We start from the raw sequence: 20563 nt of genomic DNA on the forward strand, positions 1-20563 counted from the left end.
TTATAATTTTAATTTTGTGAAGTGCAAAAACTCAACTTTCCACAGTTTGAATACCGATTCAAAAGTACAGAAAATAAAATTTCTATTTTTGATGTCATTCGGAAAAAATTTATCATTCTTCAACCAGAAGAATGGGTAAGGCAGCATTGTGTACATTATCTCATCAACGAAAAGAAATACCCTAAATCTTTGATTAATGTTGAAAAGGAGTTAAACATTAATGGCTTAAAGAAACGCTACGATATTGTAATTTTTAATCCCGATGGTAGTATTCTTCTTATTGTTGAATGCAAATCGCACGACATTACCATAAATCAAAATACTTTTGACCAAATTGCACGTTATAATTTAGCGTTAAATGCCGAATTCCTCATGGTAACAAATGGCATAAATCATTATTATTGCCAAATGGATACTGAAGCGGAGCGTTATCAGTTTTTAAGAGATATTCCTAACTATAAAAAGGCATAAATGTACAGCGACAAGGATATAGCAATTGTTATTTTAAACTGGAATGGAAAAGCGCTACTAGAGCAATTTTTACCTTCGGTTTTGAAATATTCTGAAGATGCTAAAATTTATGTTGCAGATAATGCCTCTACCGATAATTCTGTTGAATTTTTAAAAACGTCTTTTCCAGAGGTTAGTATTATTCAAAATTCTGAAAATAGCGGTTATGCCAAAGGTTATAACGACGCTTTAAAACATGTTTCTGAACCACTACTCTGCCTTCTAAATAGCGATATCGAAGTTACTGAGAATTGGCTCAATGGAATTCTAACAGCTTTCAATTCTGAAGTAAAACCAGACATCCTTCAACCAAAAATATTAGACTACAAAAACAAGTCTAAATTTGAATATGCTGGTGCTGCAGGTGGCTTCATAGACAAATATGGTTATCCGTTTTGTAGAGGTCGCATATTTAACAGCATCGAGGAAGATAAAGGACAATACAATGATATCACAGATATTTTTTGGGCTTCTGGCGCTTGTTTTTTTATAAAGAACGAAGTTTTTAAAACTTTAAACGGTTTTGACGAAAGCTATTTTGCACACATGGAAGAAATAGATTTGTGCTGGCGCGCATTCAATAGTAATTTTAAAACAAAATATGTTGGTACATCCACAGTGTATCATGTTGGTGGCGCAACCTTAAATAATTCCAACCCTAAAAAGACATACCTCAACTTTAGAAACAGTCTTATAACGCTAGTTAAAAACACTAACAGTAATGTGTTTTCTAAGGCTATAATGAGAATGCTTTTAGATGGTGTTGCAGGTGTTATGTTTTTACTGCGATTAAAACCTGCTCACTTCATTGCTATCTTAAAAGCTCATGGTTCTTTTTATCTCAATTTGAGTAATGTTTTAAAGAAACGTAAAACACTCAAAAAACGTCCTAATTATTACCAAACCTCTTCAATTGTTTGGTCTTATTTTGTAAAGAGAAAACAAACGTTTTAACTGTTTATAAAACTGTTAAAATTTTTGTTAATCTGTGTACAAGCCTATTTTCTTTTGTATAATTTTGATATGTTAAAATTAACAATTTAAACTATAGTGAAAATTATGAAAAAACTAATGTTATTAAGTGTTTGCTCAATGGTGTTGCTTGCATCTTGCGTATCGAAGAAAGAATATGCAGCGCTTGAGGCAAAACAACAAGAAACACAAGATTTACTTAACAGTGCTACTGTAAAATTAAATAAATGTCTATCTGATGCTGCTGCTGCAAACGCCAGAGTGGAAACCATGAAAGACCAGTTGGCAGATTTACGTAAAGCTAACCAAGATTTAATAGATACTAAAGGGAACCTAACAACCTTAACTCAAAAAGGCGCTGAAAACCTTGAGAAATCTTTAGAAAGCTTAAAAGAAAAAGATTTAAAGATTTCTCGCTTACAAGATGCCTTAACTAAAAAGGATAGTGTGACACTAGCAATAGTTACCAGCTTAAAGAAAGAGGTTGGTATTAACGATCCAGACATTGAAATTAATGTAGAGAAAGGTGTTGTTTTTATCTCTATTGCTGATAAATTATTATTTAAAAGCGGTAGCTACAATGTAACTGACAGAGCCAAAGAAATTTTAGGTAAAGTTGCTAAAGTTATTAAGAGCAAGCCAAATTTTGAAGCTATGGTAGAATCGCATACCGATAACGTACCTTACAATAAACCTCCACTATTAGATAACTGGGATCTTAGTGTAAAACGTGCAACATCTGTAGTACGTGTATTAGAAAGCTTAGATGTAAATCCACAAAAATTAATTGCGGCTGGTCGTAGTTATCACGTACCGTTAGTAGAAAATGATACTGCTGAAAACAGAGCTAAAAATAGAAGAACCCGAATAATCGTTCTTCCAAAAATTGATGAATTCTACGAAATGATTGAAGAAGAAATGAAAAATCTTTCTGCAGGAAATTAATTTTTAAACTCAAATAACCTTAAACTAAAAACCCAATGCGTTTGCATTGGGTTTTTGTTTTAATCTTGGGTGTAAATAGTTAAATGAGAAGACCTATCCTAAAACAGACTCTATAGTTTTGGCGCGTTGTATTTTTCCATTAACAGTTTCTACAAATTTGTCAGTTGTATATATATGTTTAGGGACTTCAAACTTAGTTAAGCCTTTAATAAAACGTATTCTGTTGGCTATACTATCAGCAGAATCTCTTGGGTTTTCTACTATTAAAACTAAACGTTCACCTAAAGTTTCATCTTCTTCCCCTGCAACAATAAAACGCTCATCAATAGCAGGCTGTAACTTATCTTCTATCTGTTCTGGGAATAATTTAACTCCACCAGAGTTGATAACATTATCAAAACGGCCCAATAACTGAAAACTAGTTTCAGATTTTAAATCTACAATATCATTAGTCACTAATGATTCTTCAACTAAATTAGAGGCATTAATTACCAAACACTGCCTCTCATCTTGAGAGAACGTTACATTAGGAATTGCACTAAAGTATTTCTCGCCTTTAGACGCTTTAGACGGAAGTTGCCTCACCGCAACATGTGTTACTGTCTCAGTCATGCCATAAGTTTCAAAAAACTTTGAATTACACGTTTTAATACGTTCTATTAAAGGACGCGTAACTTTAGAGCCACCAATAATTAGTGTTTCAATATTGTTTGTGTATTTTAAGGTATGTTTTAACTGTAAGGGAATCATAGCACAAAAATTATAATGTTTTTCATAATCAAACATTGGATGTGCACTTGGTTCTACATGATCTAACTCTAGACCTAAAATCATAGCTCTAACTAGCATCATTTTACCTGCTATATAGTGACTTGGCAAACAGTCTATAGCTGTATTACCTGGTTCTAGACCAAAGAAATCGCCTGTAGCAATAGCAGAATTTACCATAGCTTGTTTTTTTAATTTTATAAGCTTTGGTATGCCTGTAGATCCCGAAGTTTTTACTTCTATGAAATCTTTATCATTGAGCCAGTCTATTAAGAAGTTTCCTGTAGCTTTTTCGTATGGCGCTCCCTCTTTTATAAAACTGTAAGCTACCTCTTTTAACGCTTCGTGATCATAATGTAATCCGTTTAGCTTAAAACGATTATGAACTTTATCGTAATTTGGTGTCATAACTTATTCTCCAATAATTTTATAATCTTCCTTTGGTGGCTCTAAAACTTTTCCGAACAGGCGTTCTTGCCAGTTTTTCCAACCATATCGTTTCGATAAAATTAATAACATAATTGGATATACAACCAATACTGGTATTAAGATTTCGCCAATAATACTCATCGATGGTTCTGCAGTACTTTTAAAGATGGCGTCTGTCTGTAAGGCTGTCCAATCTGCCGTAACTAAAAGCGATGCCAACAAGTTGTTACCTAAGTGAAACCCTAGAGCGAGTTCTAAACCATCATCCATTAAGGTCATAATGCCTAAAAGCAGACCTGTGCCGATGTAGAATATCATCATTTTCCAGAAACCAATATTAGCTACCTCAGGATTAGCGCTATGTGCAATACCAAATAAAACAGATGTTAGAATTAACGGAAACCACTTATTCTTGGCTATAATTCCAATATGCTGCATTAAATACCCTCTAAACAGATACTCTTCTAATCCAATCTGAAACGGAAATAGAATAATACTTACAACAAACAAAATTGAAAATTTTCTAAAATCGAACTGATATATAATTTCGGATGAATCTATGTTGTAACTTATAATAAATGAAACAATTGTAAAGGTTGCAATCATCATAAAAGCAAAGAATACCCTACCATAATCTACCTTAGGTCGTGCTGTAGTTAACGATAAAATACTGCGCTGATGAACGTACTTTACCAAAATAAAAAGTAAGCCTAGTAAAAATGCAAATGGAATAAGATTTATTGCTAAATTAAGGCTAGATGGTATGCTTTTCATCATTTGGTAAGCGGCCTCTAAATCTGCAGGATCTGTATATAAGTAGGCAATAAAATTACCTATAAAAATACCAGCTACTAGTATAGTAGTTAAGATAAACATCCATAATTCTCTTTGTCCTTTGTAAGCTTGTTGTATATAATTCATTCGTTTAATTTAAATTTCCAATCTTTATTAATATCGTATTGCAAAGTACCATTTTTTACCGTTAATGGCGAAGCAAAATTGTTAGTAAATAAGCTTCCTGTGCCAAGACCTTGAGGCATGGTGTTATTTAATGTATAGGTCCATTGTGCAATAGCATTTAATCCCACATTACTTTCTAATGCACTTGTAATCCACCATTTTATATTTAAGTCTTCTGCATTTCTAATCCATTGTAAACTTCCGCTGTAACCACCAATTAAACTTGGTTTAAGAATAATATATTGTGGCTTTATAGTTTGAAGTATATCTAGTTTTTTTTCTTCTAAAAAAACACCAATCAACTCTTCATCTAAAGCTATAGGCAAAGGTGTAACTTCGCATAATTTTGCCATATCTTCGTATTGCTTTGGTTTTATGGGTTGCTCTATAGAATGCAATTGATATTCTGAAAGACGTTTTAACTTTTCTAAAGCCTCTTTTGGCTGAAACGCTCCGTTGGCATCGACTCGCAATTCTATGTCTGAAATTGAAAACTCTTTTCTTATGGATTTTAAAATGTCTAACTCGGTCTGAAAATTAATAGCACCAATTTTTAGTTTAATACAATTAAAACCAGCTTCAATTTTTTCTTTAACTTGTTGGCGCATAAAGTCTTCGTCTCCCATCCAAACCAAGCCATTAATTGGTATTGTATCTTGTCCTTGAGTAAATTGCGACGGAAACAAATTGAATTGAGCTTCGCTTTCTAAAGACTTAAAAGCCATCTCAATACCAAACTGAATACTTGGAAGTTCAACAAGCTCACTGACCAAAGTTTCTAAACCCAAATTGATGTTCTTACATACCCATTTCAATTTTTCTTCATAATCTGGTCTATCATCAACAGAAAGTCCTCTTAAAATACCACACTCACCTACTCCGGTTTTGTTTTCACTTTTAACAATAATAAACCATGTTTCCTTAGTAGTCATAACACCTCTAGAGGTACCACTTGGTCGTTTAAAATTAAGCGTATACTTATGGTATGTTGCTTGCATATTATCTATTCTTTTATAAGTTGTGATGCATACTAATCTGCCATTGTCCTTTTCCCCAAGCATCTGTTTTTTGATTCATCCAACCTAACTGAAATCTAATTTTTGGATTTAAAACATACCCTAAGCCCAAATAAGTTCGGTTTCTGTCAAAGAGTTCTACTGATCTACCATCGCCAATATCTTGTTGGCCATTAATGAACAATTCATTGTAAAAAGCTACATAAAAAATTTTAGGAGCCAATTCTTTTCCTTGTATTGGAATATTTAGAAATATATTATAACGATAACGTGTTCTAAAATCTTGATGCTCTACAAAACGTTGCTCGTACCTAAATCTATGGGTAAGGTAAAATCTTCCTCCTAATTTTTGGGAAATTAGTGCTTCTTGATAAATTCGGTTTTCTGAGAATGTATTATTACTATCTCCATATTCACCAGTGGTTACATTTCCGTACCCTAATGTAAATTTTACACCTGCATCTTTTGGAGAAAAAGTTACACCAGAGCGCAGTAACAACTGCTCCATATCGTTTAACCCTTGCCAATCTCTATACTGAAAATCCCCTTGAAATCCCCATTGACTATCTTTAAACTGATGACTAAAAAAATACATATACCACGCACCAGTTTTAGATTCTTCAACTTGAGAAAATACTTCCATGTTTGTAATTAGCAAAAGAAAAAACAATAGCTTTAATTTCATAAATTTTATTCATAAATTGAAACTATAAAAATAAGCATCTTCTATTAGCTATAAGTTAATGTTTTTCAAAAAAAATCCTTTTAAATAATGCCAGAATTCCCTAACATTATTCACTTTGCAATACCTGTTTTTGTATTTTCTATGCTGCTAGAGTTATATGTAACAACAAGGGAAAAATTCAGTGAAACCAAAGGTTATGAACCCAAAGATGCCTTTGCTTCTATTGCAATGGGTTTAGGAAATGTGTTTTTAGGATTTGCTAGTAAAGGCTTGGTATGGCTAGCTTTATTTTGGGTATATAATAATTTAAGATTATTTACTATTCCGCCTACTTGGTGGTCTTTTGTTTTGTTGTTTTTCGCTGATGATTTAGCTTATTATTGGTTTCATAGAATTTCACACCAATGTCGTTTATTTTGGGCATCGCATGTGGTTCATCATTCTTCTCAACACTACAATTTAAGTACAGCTTTGAGGCAAACATGGTCAGGTGGGTTTTATAGTTTTGTTTTTTGGCTATGGTTACCACTTTTAGGGTTTCATCCTGCCATGATATTATTACAAATGTCCGTTAGTTTGTTGTATCAATTTTGGATTCATACTGAAGCCATTAGCAAAATGCCTCGTTGGTTTGAAGCTATATTTAACACCCCTTCGCATCACAGAGTTCATCATGGAAGTAACCCTATTTATCTAGACCGAAATCATGCTGGTATTCTGATTATCTGGGATAAACTCTTTGGAACTTTTCAACCCGAATTGGAGGATGAAAAAGTAACATACGGTTTGGTAACCAATATAAAAACTTACAATCCCGTAAAGATAGCCTTCATTGAATGGTGGCAATTGTTAAAAGACATATTTACCGGACATAAATCCTTAAAAAATCGTTTTAATTATCTTATAAAGCCACCTGGCTGGAAACATGATGGCACAGGAAAACTAAGTAATGATCTGAGGCAAGAATGGTTGAATTCTAAAAAGAAATAATAACATTTAAAAAACACTTTTATTTTAAACTGCTCGCGCATATATTGCTGTTGCATTGGCAAAACCAAAGGTATTTATTTAATTTTTTTTTCGAAGTTATAGTGAAAATTAAGATGTAAAGCCTACTAAGACACTATATTAATTATCACTAATGTCTGATGCACAAGCACTGGTATTATATTTTATTCGCTTTAAGGTACTCCAGATTTTATCTTCAAAACTACTTGGAGAAAACCTAAATAATACTATAGTTCTATCTTGCTCTGTACAACTAAATGTGCTTACCAAAACATTGAGTATCATAATTTCTTTTGTATGAAATGCGTTATACAACCTTATTTTTCCTCTAAAATTATTTTTACTTGTTGGTAAGAATACTGCAAAGGTTTCTGGAATTTCAATAGTTTTGTCTTTATTAACAACATTCATTAATCCATCAAAATATAATTTTAAATCGCGTTCTAAAGTAGTTTCATTAATTACGGTATTGCCATTTATGCTCCAAGCGAACGCATAAGACCAATACTCTAAACTGTCTTGGTTAGACCAATCGTTGGGAAAATACGCTTCTTCAAATCCGTTATAGTCTATTTTAGGGGCAAAATGAATGGGAAATTTAAACACTTCCTTTGTCCACAAACTATCTACTATTAAGAGGTTTTCACTTTTATCAGTTTGCGAAAGACTAAACGAAAAACAAAAAACCGCAGATATTAAAACGAAGTCTCTTCTCATATGTTAGTGGTTTAAAAATAACTCTACTTCAAATTCTATGGCGTCTGAAATAGCATAATCCTTAATTTTTGCAACTCCTTTTGAGCTGTAGTTTATACCAAAATCAGTTCTGTCAATTTTAAATTTGGTATAAATCTTTTTTTCATTAGGTAAAACCTCAACATTGTATAATGTTATAACATTGGTAATATCTTTAATAGTGAGATTGGCTTCAATTTTAAACCTATTGTCTTCAACTTTTTCAAAATTTATAAATTCTAATTTTGATACAGGATAATTATCTACTTCAAAAAAGTCTTCATTTTTTAAGTGGTTTATTAAATCCTCACTGTATTCTCCATCTGTGTTTACAATGGTATTCATGTCTACTACAAAATTTCCGCTTGTAATTTCATTGTTTTTAAATTCCACAGAGCCTTCTTTAAATTTTACCGTTCCATAATGATTGCCAAAGCTAAACAGCATTGACCCTTTCCAGTTTACAATACTGGTTTCTAGATTAATTTCTGTATTTTCATTTAGATTGGCTTCAACAACCTCTGGCTTCTCTTCATTTGCCAGAAGTAAATTATCATTATCTGGCTCTGATGTGTTTTTACAGCTGTTTAAAGCACATGCTAAGATAAAAGCTAATAGAATAATTGTTCGTTTCATAATTGATGTATTTTATTGATTTTTAATGAGTTTAAAAGTAAATTCCTTAACAGAATCATGGTTGTTTAGGTAGTCATCTATAGGTTGTACTACTTCATAATCTGGAAGTATACCTCTAGATGGATCAAGCCCTGTAAGAGGTAACTGAGAAGTTGCGTTAGCTACATAATATTCGAACCTTGTGTTTTTTAATCTCAGTACCGTTTGGCCGGCCGTACAGAAGTGGTTAGAGCCTAACTCCTCGCCAAGGATGGTGCCTAAATTGTGGTATTTTACCATAGCCATAAAATGACCCGTCGTAGAATTACCGTTACCGTCTATTAAAAAGTAAAGCTTTCCTTTATAAGTATTCTTTATTGGTCTGTATATTATGTTTTCTTTTTCATTATCTGAATTTAAGAAATAGGAAAATGGTTTATCCATTATATGCCTTAAAAGATAAATGCTAGATTGGGGTGAGCCACCACCGTTAAATCTGAGATCTACAATGAGGTTTTTTATATTTTTTTCATTAATCTTCTTAAAGCTTTGGTTTATAAAATTTTCAAATTCATTAAGATTATTCCAAGGGTAATAGTTAAAACTCGAAATGGTTAAGACTGCTGTTTCAGCATCCTTAAAATCGAGACACAAATTGTCTGCGCAAGATTTTGTAAAAGACGCTTTAAAACTTGGATAAGCATCTAATGGTTTCAATACAATTGGTGCTTGCTGTCCTTTTATTTGAATTGTGTAGGTTTTAGGAAAATTAAGTGCATACGAAATCATCGCTATTGCCCAATAATTAAACTGATGGCGTTTATAGGATTCTATGTGGCCTTGAGATGGAATATGTTTATAGATCTCAGTAATAATAGCCGCAACAGGCAAGCCATTAATCTTAACGATTTCATCTTTTATAGAAACCTTATTATTATTGGTACCAGCTTCTATTACATACAACCTGTCATTGAGCCATCTTACATCTAAAGGAAATAATAAAGGTATGGGCAATGCATCCCAATCTACCGAAAAATTATTGGAAGTATGAGAACAGTTAATATTTGAAATAATCTCACGGCAATACCAAGAGAACTCGGCATAAGTGGTGTTTTGGTTTATAGATGCTTTCTTAGCTTCTACCGTTTTTAAGAAATCTTCTTTAGAAATAAACTTTAATGCATTAGGATGAACTTCTAATAATTTGTTGGCCAGCTCATCTAAATCAGCTTTGTAAGCTTTAACATTATAGGTTTTTGTGAATTTTTCGGCAGGTGTTAAGGGTTTTTTATTAGGAAATTTAATGCGCTCTATCATATCCTCTGCATTAAAATTGTCTGGATTCATCGCTAAGGATTTTTTATAATTTTTTAAGGCCAAATCCATTTTGTTGAGATTAAAATAGGCTTCACCCAAACTATCATAAGCATTATACCAATTAGGAAATTGCTCTACGATCAACTTAAAAATCTCTAAAGCTTCTCTAGGATTATTTTCCCATAGCAAACCATAGCCATACATTGTAATTTCATCCTTGTTTTCAAAATTATATGTATTAGGTTCTTTGCGTTTTAATTGGTTGTACAACGCTATTCTTTCTTTAATCGTTTTATGCCCATTAGCTTTTAAAACTTGGCTTATTGAGTTTTTGGTTTTAACTGAATGCGTATTGGGTTGCGCATCACTTTGGTGATTTTGGCAGCCAAAAAGAAAGGATAATAAAAAGATAAAGCGTACTTTTTTCATTTCTATGATTTTATCCAAAACTACTTTTACAGCACTTAGAAAGTGTCAAAAAAGTGTAAAAGAAATGTGAAGCCTTGTAAAAAGTTATTAAAATGCTGTTCTTTACATTGCTTATGAAAAATTATTATTCCTTTGGCCTTTTTTATCTCATCATTGTTTCACTCTTTTCGTGTGCTCAAAATGTACGAGAAATTAATCCAGATAAAGTAAAAGTGGCCATTAGAGCTGTTGGTCATGAATTGCTATTGGATGAAAAAGACTTCACTTCTTTGGTTTTACCCATTGAAGAAATCAACTCAAAAACGTATAAACTAAAATTTGAAAACCATTTGTCCATTGATCCTGGTCGTCTGGTAGATATTATTGAAAAACGTTTTAAAAAAGCAGATTTACCTTCTAATTACATTATTGAAGTGTTGAAATGTAATGCTGTGGATATTGCTTATAGCTACCAAATGAAAAACAAAAAAGACACGGATCTAGTGCCTTGTAGTGGCAGAGTTTTACCAAAGTCTTGCTACTTTCTTTATATCAAATTTCAGCAAGATGAGGCAGGTTTTAATTTTTGGCTCTTATCCATACCTATAGTTTTAATTGGGTTAACTGCATTCTTAATATTAAGAAGAAAAGCGTCTTTAAAACCTCAAAAAGATGAGAATGATCGCATACAACTTGGAAGTTTTATATTTTATCCTGAACAACATAAATTAATAAAACAAGCTACCGAAATAAGCCTTTCTAAAAAAGAATGCGAAATCCTTGAAATACTTTCTGAAAAACCTAATGAAATTGTTTCTAGAGAGGAACTCACTAAGCGTATATGGGAAGATAACGGTGTGGTAGTGGGTAGAAGTTTAGATACCTACATATCTAAACTTAGAAAAAAACTACAAGACGACCCCAAAATAAAGCTCACAAATGCACACGGTATTGGTTATAAGTTAGAAATAGAGTAACTAAACATCCATACTAGCGCCTATATCTAACAACTTAAGTGTTTTCAATTTAGAGTCAAATTTGGCTTTGGCTTTTACTTTATCTATTTCAATAAAACCAAATGTGTCGTAATGATACCCTAAAACTCTATCGCACTTTAAAAATCTGGTGGCAATAATTGCATCCTCAACACCCATTGTAAAGTTATCGCCAATTGGTAAAACGGCAAGATCTAAATCATAATTTTGCCCTATAATTTTCATATCATAATGTAGTGCTGTATCTCCCGCTATATACAAAGTTTTTTTGTCTGTTTGTATTATAAATCCACCAGGTTGTCCACCATATTTACCATCTGGAAATGAAGATGTATGGACTGCATTAACATACTTTACCTTACCAAAATCAAAATTCCATGAGCCACCATGATTCATCGGGTGACCTTTGAACCCTAAATTTTGATAATGTACTACTATTTCGTAGTTAGAGACAATAGTTGCATCTGTTCGTTTTGCAATGCTTTCCACATCTAAAATATGATCTTGGTGCGCGTGCGTTATTAAAATATAATCTGCTTTAATGCTGTTAATATCAATATTTGATGCTTTTTCGTTACCAGATATAAATGGATCTACCAAAATGTGAATATCTTTTATTTGTAGACCTAAACATGCATGACCGTAAAATGTAATTTTCATTTTTAGATGGATTTAAATGTAATGTTATATTAAAATTAATACAAAATATATCCAACACCTAATAACAGGGCAAAAAGAAATGTAGACATTGCCAAAACTTTTAACTGAATGTCAAATTCGTTGGGCGCTTTTGCTGCTTTAATCTTTTTTAAATGAATTACGAGGGGAATAAAAGCAGCGAGATACAAAAAGTTGTAAGATTCTTCTACATAGTATAAAATTGAAAAAACCACAGCAGTTAACATTGCACCCGTTATAAGAACATAATGATACTGTTTAGCCCTCTTAATACCTAACTTTACGGCAATTGTGATTTTACCAACTTTAGCATCTGCTTCTAAATCTCTCATATTATTTAGATTTAAAACACCTACACTGAGTAAACCGAGAGCTATTGCAGGTAGAACAACCACGTGGTCTATGGTATGTACATAGAGTAAATAACTACCTATGGTACTTATTAGACCAAAAAAAATAAATACAAAAATATCGCCCAAGGCCTTGTAACCGTAAGGAGAATCGCCCATTGTATAGTTTAAAGCGGCATAAACTGATAGTCCACCCAAAAACATAAAAAGCAATAAGAACAAGAAATTTGCTGGTCCAAAAGCAGCCATAATTAGCGATAACGTGAGGATGATAACTACTATTATATTAAATTTTATGGCCTCTAACATTTCGTCTGGTGTAATAATACCACTTTGTATAGCCCTTTGTGGGCCAACTCTATCCTCGTTATCAGTACCTTTTACACCATCACCATAATCATTGGCTAAATTAGATAGAACCTGAAGACTTATGGTTGTTAAAATAGCTAATACTAAGACCCACCAACTAAAACGACCGTTGTATATAGCAAAGCAGGTTCCTAAGATGATTCCAGAAACAGAAAGCGGTAAAGTTCTCAGTCTCATGGCAGAAAGCCACGGTTTCATTTTTTTCATTACCCTTATTTTTATGGAATCCACTTTTTTGGAAAGTTAGGCTTTCTTTTTTCTAAGAATGCATCACGACCTTCCTTGGCCTCGTCCGTCATGTAAGCCAATCTAGTAGCTTCTCCGGCAAAAACTTGTTGACCAACCATACCATCATCAGTTAAGTTCATAGCAAATTTTAGCATTTTTATTGATGTTGGCGATTTTGCTAATATTTCTTGAGCCCATTCATAGGCAGTAGTCTCTAAATCATTGTGTGGCACAACAGCATTTACCATACCCATCTCAAAAGCCTCTTGGGCAGAGTAGTTTCTGCCTAAAAAGAATATTTCTCTCGCCTTTTTTTGTCCTACCATTTTGGCTAAATAGGCTGAACCATAGCCACCATCAAAACTTGTAACATCAGCATCGGTTTGCTTAAATATTGCATGCTCCTTGCTGGCAAGTGTAAGATCGCATACTACGTGCAAACTATGTCCTCCACCTACTGCCCAACCAGGTACCACCGCTATAACAGCCTTAGGCATAAAACGTATAAGGCGCTGAACTTCTAAAATATTCAACCTATGATAACCATCTTCGCCAACATAGCCTTGGTGACCTCTTGCTTTTTGGTCTCCACCAGAGCAAAAACTCCAAATACCATCTTTTGATGATGGGCCTTCTGCACTTAGTAAAACGACACCAATATTTACATCTTCGTTTGCATCATAAAATGCATCATAAAGTTCTGAAGTTGTCTTTGGACGAAAGGCATTTCGTACATCTGGACGATTAAAGGCTATTCTTGCCGCTCCATTGCATTTGTGATAGGTAATATCTTCATAAGATTTGGCAACTTTCCAATCTATATGGCTCATATCTTTCAAAAATTTGAGAACAAAAATAAGGAATTAATAATAATGCTTAAAGACTAAATTTTGTTTGAATTTACTATGCATGCATACTATATTTGCGGCTTAATTTTTTACAATGTAATGATTACGTCCCTTATGATTGATAATGAAGATTATACATTTAAAGAAGTAAATATAGGTAAGCTACAATATAATGAAAAGTATATAATTGCGATATTTAACGAAGGTGTAGACATAAATTTTAAAAACTTTAGTGAAGTAGCAACTATCATTAAATCACAATTTGAAAACAGACCTTTTGGCTTTATTGCCAATAGGGTTAATTCTTATTCTATAAATCTTTCTGATGCTGATAGATTTAATAAAACGTTTCCTAACGTAAAAGCTTATGCTGTTGTGGCACATAACTCAATAACCGAGAGGGTCTTTGAAATTGAAGAACGCTTTTTTAAGTTCAACAGAAAATCTTTTAGAGATCTCGGTGGAGCTATTGATTGGGTTGAAAATACACTTTCTTGTATTGAATAAGCTGTGTTTATTAAGGCCTAATCTCCTGTCTAAAACATATAATATTCTGTTTTTCATTTATTTATGTGACCAACCTTTAAAACATGTGTCTAATTATAGCTTTATGATGTCATAATTTAAAGTTTAGCTATAATTAAAATTTAAAGATCATGGGAATTGAACACACAGAGTTTGCGTCAGAAATCATAGACCAAAATTCAACAGATTTTGGGGTTACTCATTTTTTTAAAGACATTGCAGTCATTGAGTTTAACGAAGGTGCGCATATTGATTTAAATGCCGTAAACCCTACACTTAAATCTATAAAAAAGCATTATGGTAATTTTAGACCGTTTGGGATTATTGCCAATAGAATAAACTCATATTCTATTTCAATATTAGATCTAAAAAAAGCCAGACAAAAACTACCAAACTTAGCTGCTTATGGCATAGTTAGTTATACTAATGCTACACGGATGAATGCTGAAATTGAAAGTAGCTTTTGCGAATGGAAAGACATTTGTTTTAACAACTTGTACGAGAGCCTAAACACCATACAACAACGATTAGGAAATGATTTTAGCGATCAATTAAATTAATCTAATGCCGTTGTCCTCTATGGTTATTAATCTGTCTTTGTAAAGTGAGCCTACAGCCTTCTTAAAGCTTTTTTTACTCATTTGCAAGTGTTCTTTTATATCCTCTGGGCTAGATTTATCATGTAATGGTAAAAATCCACTATTATCCTTTAGTTCATTGAGAATAAATTCTGCATTGGGCTCTATATTTCTATAACCTATTTGGCTGAGAGATATATCCAACTTATTATCGTCTCGCACTTTCTTAACGATGCCCTTAAGTCTGTCTCCGACACTAATATCTTTATAAATATCAACTTTAAACACTAAACCTAGGTGTTTTTTGTTAACGATAACATTCATACCTATTTCTGAAGGATGAGATACAATTAAATCAACCTCATCAAATTGTTTTACTGTGAGTTCCTTATTATCTAAAAAACGATTGGTTTTACTAGACGCCACTAAACGTTCTGTTTCTTCATCGAGATAACAATATACTAGGTACCAACCACCAGATTTCATCTTAAAGGCTTGTTCTTTAAACGGGCAGAATAATTCTTTGACCAAGCCCCAATCTAAAAAAGCCCCAAAATTAGTTACTTGGTTGCATCGTAATAATGCAAAATCCCCTTTTTTAATAAAAGGTTTATCTGTTGTAGCCACAGGACGTTCTTCGTTGTCCAAGTACACAAACACCTCAATTTTATCGCCAATCTCAAATGCTTCTGGCACATATCTGTTTGGTAATAAAACTTCGTCATTTTCGCCATCACCAAGAAATAGACCTGGTTCAGTATCTCGTAGTATTTCTAAAGTATTGTATTCTCCTAAATGTATCATGCTGCAAAGTTAGAAATAAGTTGGTTGAGAAAAGTAGAAAATTATAGAAATAAAAAAGCCTCTCTCAATAGAAAGGCTTAAATATTTTATATTACAGGGTCTACTAGTAAACCGAAGCTTTGTTAAAATGAGTACATAACAAGTAATATACAACAGCTCTGTATTTGTTTCTGTTAGACTGACCATACTTGTCCATTACAGATGCAATTGCACCATCTAGATCATCACTTTCACTAAGACCTAATTTTTTAATTAAGTAATTATTCTTAACAGTAGCTAACTCAGCTTCATCAGAACCAGATACTGTTGAAGAATCTGCATTATAAATTGAAGGGCCTAATCCTACAGTTACTTTGGTTAGTAAATCCATATCTGGATTAACACCGCATTTTTCTTTTAAATCAGCTGCATACTTTGCAATTAATTCGTCTCTTTTACTCATTTTACTTTGTTTTAGGTTAAATAATTGTCTCTTTAAAGGTAAGCATTTTTTAGACACCTAAAAAGTAAAGAAGTCACATAATATTGATAATTAATGATTTGATTACTTTACAAATTTAAAATACTCTAAAAGTACCTCATCATTAACGGTAGATGGTGTAAAAATCTCTAATAGTTTTGGTTTTTTAGAGAGGTTATAAAACGTATCTAGTACAACACTTAAAGAGGATTCGTCAGTGGTTTTATAATAATCAAACCCATACATCTCGCATAGTTGCTTGGCGGTTAAATGGTGTTTGGTTTCAAAGTAAGTATCAAAATTTTCGGTATTCTTATGACCTGGTAAAATCCTAAAAATACCACCGCCTTCATTATTTATAACAATGATTCTAAAGGTCTTAGGAATATAATTGTTCCAAAGTGCATTGCTATCGTAAAAAAAACTTAAATCACCCGATATAAATGTTGTGCGTTGTTTATTAGCCACTGCAGATCCTATGGCCGTACTTGTACAGCCATCTATACCACTTGTACCTCTATTGCAAAAAACAGTGATATCTTTTCTTAATTGAAATAATTGTGTGTAACGTATCGCAGAACTATTACCTACTTGCAGTTGACTCTGCTTCGGAATACTCTTTAGCAACATATTAAAAACCGTAAAATCCGAATACGGAATAGTCTTTAAATAATCATCATGAAGCTTTCTGCGCTTTTGTCTCACTTTTAACCAATTGACCTTGTAATCACTTTTTGTATGGTGTGTTACTTGTGGTAAAAAGGTTTTTAGAAATGTATTGGGAGTTAATTTAATATGTTTATCTAAACAGAAAAAGGTGTCATTTGCATTAAATAAATCTACATGCCAATGATCTTCTGGCTTGTATTGTCTTAAAAAAGCTTTAATCTTTTTAGACACAATCATACTACCAAATGTTAAAAGGATATCTGGTTGTAATGATTGAAACGCTTCCTCATCAAGTGGAGCTATCATTTTATCAATTCCAGGGAAAAAATCAGGATGATGTAAATTTGATGTGGTCTCAGTAAAAACCAAAACACTATCATCATCTGCTAACTCTTGTAGCCATTGCTCCTCTATAGAATTTGGTTGCAATACACCTACCAGAATCATTTTTCGTTTTGCCGAATGCCAGACATCCAATAAGCTTTTTATTTCAAACTCGTCTATTTTCTCTGTTCGGTCAGCTATATTGAATGGTTTAGGATTTATGCTTAATTCATCTACTGTTTCATAAAGTGGTTCATCAAAAGGAATATTAATATGAACTGGACCTGACTTTAATCTTGCCACTGTTATGGCATCATGTACTTCAGATTCGTTATAGGTTTGAATGTCTTTTTGAAGACCCAGAAAGCGTTCAAGCTTATTCTCAATACTTCGCATTATTGGCAGCTCATCATCTGAGGATTTTTGCTCTTTGTCTTTTAAATCTAGTTTTAGGTTGGTACTATATAATACGTGCTCGCCATAAACATTTTTCTGTTTTATGGTTTGTCCGTCGCCTATATCTATTAAGTGTTTTGGTCTATCTGCTGACAACACTAATAATGGAATATTACTGTAATACGCCTCGGAAATCGCAGGATAATAATTAAGCAAAGCACTACCAGAGGTACAAACCAAAGCTACAGGTTCTTGTATTTGCTGTGCAATACCAAGCGCAAAAAAAGCAGCACAACGTTCATCTACAATACTATAGCAGCTAAAAAATTCATCGTGGGTAAAACCTATGGTTAATGGTGCATTTCGGCTTCCTGGCGAAATAATTATATGCTTAACATTATGCGTTTTGCATAGTGTAACAACCGTTTGGGATAAGGGAATTTTAGAGTATTTCATCAAAAAACAAAGATAAGGATTCTCTTAGTTTTAACTTAAAACGTTAACGATTGTTTTAGTTTTATTTACGGTTTCTTCCCATTCGTTTTGCGGAACTGAATCCTTAGTAATACCACCACCTACATAAATTACTGCTTTTTTATCCTTTAATTGCATACAACGCAGGTTGACATAAAAATTAGAATGCTTTCTTACTACAGCATAAGCATTGTTTTCAACATTACGTCTGTTGGTATTTCTGGTTTTTGAAGTTTTTAAATTCAATTCGCCTAAAAACCCTGTGTAATACTCGCGTTTATAATTTTCATTTTTTAGAATAAACTGTCTGGATGTTTCCTTCGGAAAACCACAAACGGCTGGTGTAGGATGTAAGGCTTCTATAACAGATTTTAAGTTACTATCGCTTTTTATCTGACTATGTATGTATGTTTTAAGATGTAAGAGGTTTCCTGCTCTTACCGTTTCAACATCAGAAACTTTAATATCCTTGGTATGAGGTTCAATTTGCTGAACTATATAATCGGTTACAATTTGCTGCTCCTCATACTCTTTGTTTGTCCATGAGACGTCTTCTGTTTCTACATAAGGCTGTGTTCCTGCTAATGAAATTGTTGTGAGTTGTTTGCCTTCAACCTTGAACAATAACTCTGGTGTTGCACCTAACCATAAGCCTACTTTTGGATGATACCAACAATATACCATCGCATTTTTGTAGGTATTAAAAAGACGCCTAAAAATGGTAAGTGGATTTGTACTTTCTATATCTTTTTCAACCTTACGAGACAGCACAACCTTAGACAACTCTCCTTGCTTTATAGCATCTATCCCTTTTGTAACAAGCTGCATATGCTGTTCTTCACCATAGTTCTCAATAGTTGTAGTTTTAAAATCCTCTTCTAAATCTAAATTAGAGATTTCTAAAGTAAGGTGCTCACATTCAGTTTCAGGAAGTAATATGCTTTTGTCACTTAAATCAAAAGGTGCAAACACAAAACCGCTTTCTGTAAAGTCTGATGTGGTATACAGGGAATCGTCATTTTGTAGCCAGCACTTAATAATAGAATTAATGGCTCTGCTGTATACAACAAAAGGTAGTTGGTTTTGGTGTTGACGCTCTAAAGTTTCAAAAAAAGAATTTTGAGTCATCTATTACTTTTTAAGTGGTAATGAAATGGTAGACAAACGACAAATGGATATTAAATTATCCTGCTCATCCGTAACTCTAATATCTAATAATTGAGTGGTACGACCTTTGTGTAAAAATGTGGCTTTGGCATACACATAACCTTCCTTTACGCTTTTTAGATGGTTAGCAGTAATCTCTAAACCTCTAACAAAATATTCCTCTAAATCTATAAATATGTGCGATGCAAAACTCCCAACGCTCTCTGCCAATGCTGCAGTTGCGCCACCATGCAACACTCCATCTGGTTGATGTACTTTTGGAGTCACTGGCATCCTGGCCACCAAAAAATCTTCGCCATAGTCTATCATCTCTATATTTAGCGTTTCCATTAAGGTGTTTTTTGAGACTTCATTGGCCTTTGCCAAGATCATTTCCTTAGATAATTGCATATAAAAAGTTTAATTTTACTCGATAATCGAGTTTTAAATTCTCCGATACTCACGTCGGAATGTTTAAAATTGTATTCTTTGAATACCTCTTAGGCTTGCCGAGAGGAAGTTAATCATTAATCACAAAAATACTGAAACTACCAAGAATAATGAATTCAGTAGAAAAAGAAATAACATATACAACGCGTAACTCCTACTCTACTCTAAACACGCTTACCAAACACACTAAAAATGTGTGGTTTGTGTGTCATGGTATGGGTTACCTAAGCCGTTACTTTTTACGCTATTTTAAACACCTAAATGCTGAAGAAAACTATATTATAGCTCCTCAAGCACCCAGCAAATATTACATTCAACCAAAAATGCATGTTGGTGCCAATTGGTTAACAAGAGACAATACCGAAAGCGGCATGCAGAACATTCTTAATTATTTTGATGCTGTTTTTGAAGCTGAAAATATTCCTGAAAATAAAAACCTTATTGTTTTAGGGTATTCCCAAGGCGTGAGTGTGGCTATGCGTTATTTGGCTAAACGACAACTGCAATGTTCGCAATTGGTGCTGCATTCTGGTGGCATTCCAAAGGAACTCACCGCTAAAGACTTTGAGTATCTCTCTAAAGACACTAAAGTAAAACTCATTTATGGCACCGAAGACGAATATTTAGATGCAGAACGAATAGCGCAAGAGTCGCAACGTGCGGAAGAACTCTTTGGTAAAAGGTTGAAGATTCTTCCTTTTGAAGGCAAGCATGTGGTCAATGTAGACTATATTAATGATTTGGTTTAGATTTAAAAAGAATCGTCATTACGAGGAACGTAGTGACGTGGTAATCTCTTGAATAAAACTTCTTTTTATAAGATTGCCACGCTACGCTCGCAATGACGGAAGTAAAATAGGATAAAGCTGTCAATCTGAACGCGTTTCAGATTCTGAAATAA

General features: G+C 33.1%; 23 protein-coding genes. 8 read left to right on the forward strand and 15 right to left on the reverse strand.

What is annotated here, in order from left to right; translation table 11 throughout:
• The first annotated feature begins 21 nt into the window (after positions 1-21).
• The 3 genes from BWZ20_RS02995 (at position 22) to BWZ20_RS03005 (ending at position 2427) form a co-directional block, all read left to right on the forward strand.
• Positions 22-471 carry a type I restriction enzyme HsdR N-terminal domain-containing protein gene (locus tag BWZ20_RS02995; protein ID WP_076616073.1) on the forward strand — a complete coding sequence of 150 codons (450 nt, stop codon included), beginning with the start codon at positions 22-24 and terminating at the stop codon, positions 469-471.
• Positions 472-1464: a glycosyltransferase family 2 protein gene (locus tag BWZ20_RS03000; RefSeq protein WP_076616076.1), complete on the forward strand. Its 993-nt coding sequence runs from the start codon at positions 472-474 to the stop codon at positions 1462-1464.
• A 105-nt stretch (positions 1465-1569) separates the two neighbouring features.
• The gene (locus BWZ20_RS03005; protein ID WP_076616079.1) at positions 1570-2427 is read left to right on the forward strand and encodes a flagellar motor protein MotB; all 858 of its coding nucleotides are present in this window, start codon (positions 1570-1572) and stop codon (positions 2425-2427) included.
• 93 nt (positions 2428-2520) lie between these two features.
• Here the strand turns inward: BWZ20_RS03005 and BWZ20_RS03010 are convergent, their stop codons facing one another.
• The 4 genes from BWZ20_RS03010 to BWZ20_RS03025 are packed head-to-tail and all read right to left on the reverse strand — an operon-like array spanning position 2521 to position 6243.
• On the reverse strand, positions 2521-3603 hold the full coding sequence (locus BWZ20_RS03010; protein ID WP_076616083.1) for an AMP-binding protein: 1083 nt from the start codon (positions 3601-3603) through the stop codon (positions 2521-2523).
• A 3-nt stretch (positions 3604-3606) separates the two neighbouring features.
• A complete protein-coding gene (locus BWZ20_RS03015) occupies positions 3607-4545 on the reverse strand; it encodes a CPBP family intramembrane glutamic endopeptidase (protein WP_076616085.1) in 939 nt (312 codons plus the stop codon).
• Positions 4542-5582 carry an o-succinylbenzoate synthase gene (locus tag BWZ20_RS03020; RefSeq protein WP_076616088.1) on the reverse strand — a complete coding sequence of 347 codons (1041 nt, stop codon included), beginning with the start codon at positions 5580-5582 and terminating at the stop codon, positions 4542-4544. Before BWZ20_RS03020 ends, BWZ20_RS03015 begins: the two co-directional genes overlap by 4 nt.
• Before the next feature lie 13 nt (positions 5583-5595).
• On the reverse strand, positions 5596-6243 hold the full coding sequence (locus BWZ20_RS03025) for a DUF2490 domain-containing protein (RefSeq protein ID WP_232217135.1): 648 nt from the start codon (positions 6241-6243) through the stop codon (positions 5596-5598).
• Between the two features lie 129 nt (positions 6244-6372).
• On the opposite strand from BWZ20_RS03025, the gene BWZ20_RS03030 reads away from it, so the two are divergent.
• Complete coding sequence (locus tag BWZ20_RS03030; RefSeq protein WP_076616095.1) at positions 6373-7275, forward strand: sterol desaturase family protein; 903 nt, start codon at positions 6373-6375, stop codon at positions 7273-7275.
• A 138-nt stretch (positions 7276-7413) separates the two neighbouring features.
• Here the strand turns inward: BWZ20_RS03030 and BWZ20_RS03035 are convergent, their stop codons facing one another.
• The 3 genes from BWZ20_RS03035 to BWZ20_RS03045 are packed head-to-tail and all read right to left on the reverse strand — an operon-like array spanning position 7414 to position 10389.
• Positions 7414-8010 carry a hypothetical protein gene (locus BWZ20_RS03035; RefSeq protein WP_076616098.1) on the reverse strand — a complete coding sequence of 199 codons (597 nt, stop codon included), beginning with the start codon at positions 8008-8010 and terminating at the stop codon, positions 7414-7416.
• Between the two features lie 3 nt (positions 8011-8013).
• A complete protein-coding gene (locus BWZ20_RS03040; protein WP_083677143.1) occupies positions 8014-8664 on the reverse strand; it encodes a YceI family protein in 651 nt (216 codons plus the stop codon).
• A 12-nt stretch (positions 8665-8676) separates the two neighbouring features.
• Entirely contained in the window at positions 8677-10389 is a 1713-nt protein-coding gene (locus BWZ20_RS03045) for a S41 family peptidase (RefSeq protein ID WP_076616102.1), read from the reverse strand.
• 113 nt (positions 10390-10502) lie between these two features.
• Here BWZ20_RS03045 and BWZ20_RS03050 point away from each other — a divergent pair, with 113 nt between their 5' ends.
• Complete coding sequence (locus BWZ20_RS03050; protein WP_198034967.1) at positions 10503-11345, forward strand: winged helix-turn-helix domain-containing protein; 843 nt, start codon at positions 10503-10505, stop codon at positions 11343-11345.
• Here the strand turns inward: BWZ20_RS03050 and BWZ20_RS03055 are convergent, their stop codons facing one another.
• Genes BWZ20_RS03055 through BWZ20_RS03065 form a run of 3 tightly spaced genes read right to left on the reverse strand, consistent with a single transcriptional unit; the run spans position 11346 to position 13818 of the window.
• Positions 11346-12023 (reverse strand): metal-dependent hydrolase, encoded by a 678-nt coding sequence (locus BWZ20_RS03055; protein WP_076616108.1) that lies wholly within the window; start codon positions 12021-12023, stop codon positions 11346-11348. It abuts the gene before it with no gap.
• 35 nt (positions 12024-12058) lie between these two features.
• Positions 12059-12967 carry a 1,4-dihydroxy-2-naphthoate octaprenyltransferase gene (gene menA / locus BWZ20_RS03060; RefSeq protein ID WP_076616110.1) on the reverse strand — a complete coding sequence of 303 codons (909 nt, stop codon included), beginning with the start codon at positions 12965-12967 and terminating at the stop codon, positions 12059-12061.
• An 11-nt stretch (positions 12968-12978) separates the two neighbouring features.
• A complete protein-coding gene (locus tag BWZ20_RS03065) occupies positions 12979-13818 on the reverse strand; it encodes a 1,4-dihydroxy-2-naphthoyl-CoA synthase (protein ID WP_076616113.1) in 840 nt (279 codons plus the stop codon).
• A 117-nt stretch (positions 13819-13935) separates the two neighbouring features.
• Here BWZ20_RS03065 and BWZ20_RS03070 point away from each other — a divergent pair, with 117 nt between their 5' ends.
• Both BWZ20_RS03070 and BWZ20_RS03075 read left to right on the forward strand, forming a co-directional pair.
• Positions 13936-14343: a hypothetical protein gene (locus BWZ20_RS03070; RefSeq protein WP_157358306.1), complete on the forward strand. Its 408-nt coding sequence runs from the start codon at positions 13936-13938 to the stop codon at positions 14341-14343.
• Positions 14344-14492: 149 nt separating this feature from the next.
• Entirely contained in the window at positions 14493-14921 is a 429-nt protein-coding gene (locus BWZ20_RS03075) for a hypothetical protein (RefSeq protein ID WP_076616119.1), read from the forward strand.
• Here BWZ20_RS03075 and BWZ20_RS03080 read toward each other — a convergent pair.
• The 5 genes from BWZ20_RS03080 to BWZ20_RS03100 all read right to left on the reverse strand — a co-directional run bounded on the left by BWZ20_RS03080 (position 14913) and on the right by BWZ20_RS03100 (position 19623).
• Positions 14913-15743 carry a S1 RNA-binding domain-containing protein gene (locus BWZ20_RS03080; protein ID WP_076616121.1) on the reverse strand — a complete coding sequence of 277 codons (831 nt, stop codon included), beginning with the start codon at positions 15741-15743 and terminating at the stop codon, positions 14913-14915. The two genes, BWZ20_RS03075 and BWZ20_RS03080, sit on opposite strands and share 9 nt — an antisense overlap.
• Positions 15744-15846: 103 nt before the next feature.
• Positions 15847-16185, reverse strand: coding sequence for a DUF2853 family protein (locus BWZ20_RS03085; protein ID WP_076616124.1), 339 nt, complete (start codon positions 16183-16185; stop codon positions 15847-15849).
• A gap of 102 nt (positions 16186-16287) precedes the next feature.
• Positions 16288-18048, reverse strand: a complete 1761-nt coding sequence (menD, locus tag BWZ20_RS03090) for a 2-succinyl-5-enolpyruvyl-6-hydroxy-3-cyclohexene-1-carboxylate synthase (protein ID WP_076616128.1) — start codon at positions 18046-18048, stop codon at positions 16288-16290.
• Between the two features lie 30 nt (positions 18049-18078).
• Positions 18079-19194, reverse strand: a complete 1116-nt coding sequence (locus BWZ20_RS03095; protein ID WP_076616131.1) for a chorismate-binding protein — start codon at positions 19192-19194, stop codon at positions 18079-18081.
• 3 nt (positions 19195-19197) lie between these two features.
• Entirely contained in the window at positions 19198-19623 is a 426-nt protein-coding gene (locus BWZ20_RS03100) for a PaaI family thioesterase (protein WP_076616135.1), read from the reverse strand.
• 149 nt (positions 19624-19772) lie between these two features.
• Between BWZ20_RS03100 and BWZ20_RS03105 the strand changes: the two genes are divergently transcribed.
• On the forward strand, positions 19773-20411 hold the full coding sequence (locus BWZ20_RS03105; protein WP_076616139.1) for an alpha/beta hydrolase: 639 nt from the start codon (positions 19773-19775) through the stop codon (positions 20409-20411).
• The last annotated feature ends 152 nt before the right edge of the window (positions 20412-20563 follow it).

The organism is Winogradskyella sp. J14-2, assembly GCF_001971725.1.
Lineage (GTDB): Bacteria > Bacteroidota > Bacteroidia > Flavobacteriales > Flavobacteriaceae > Winogradskyella.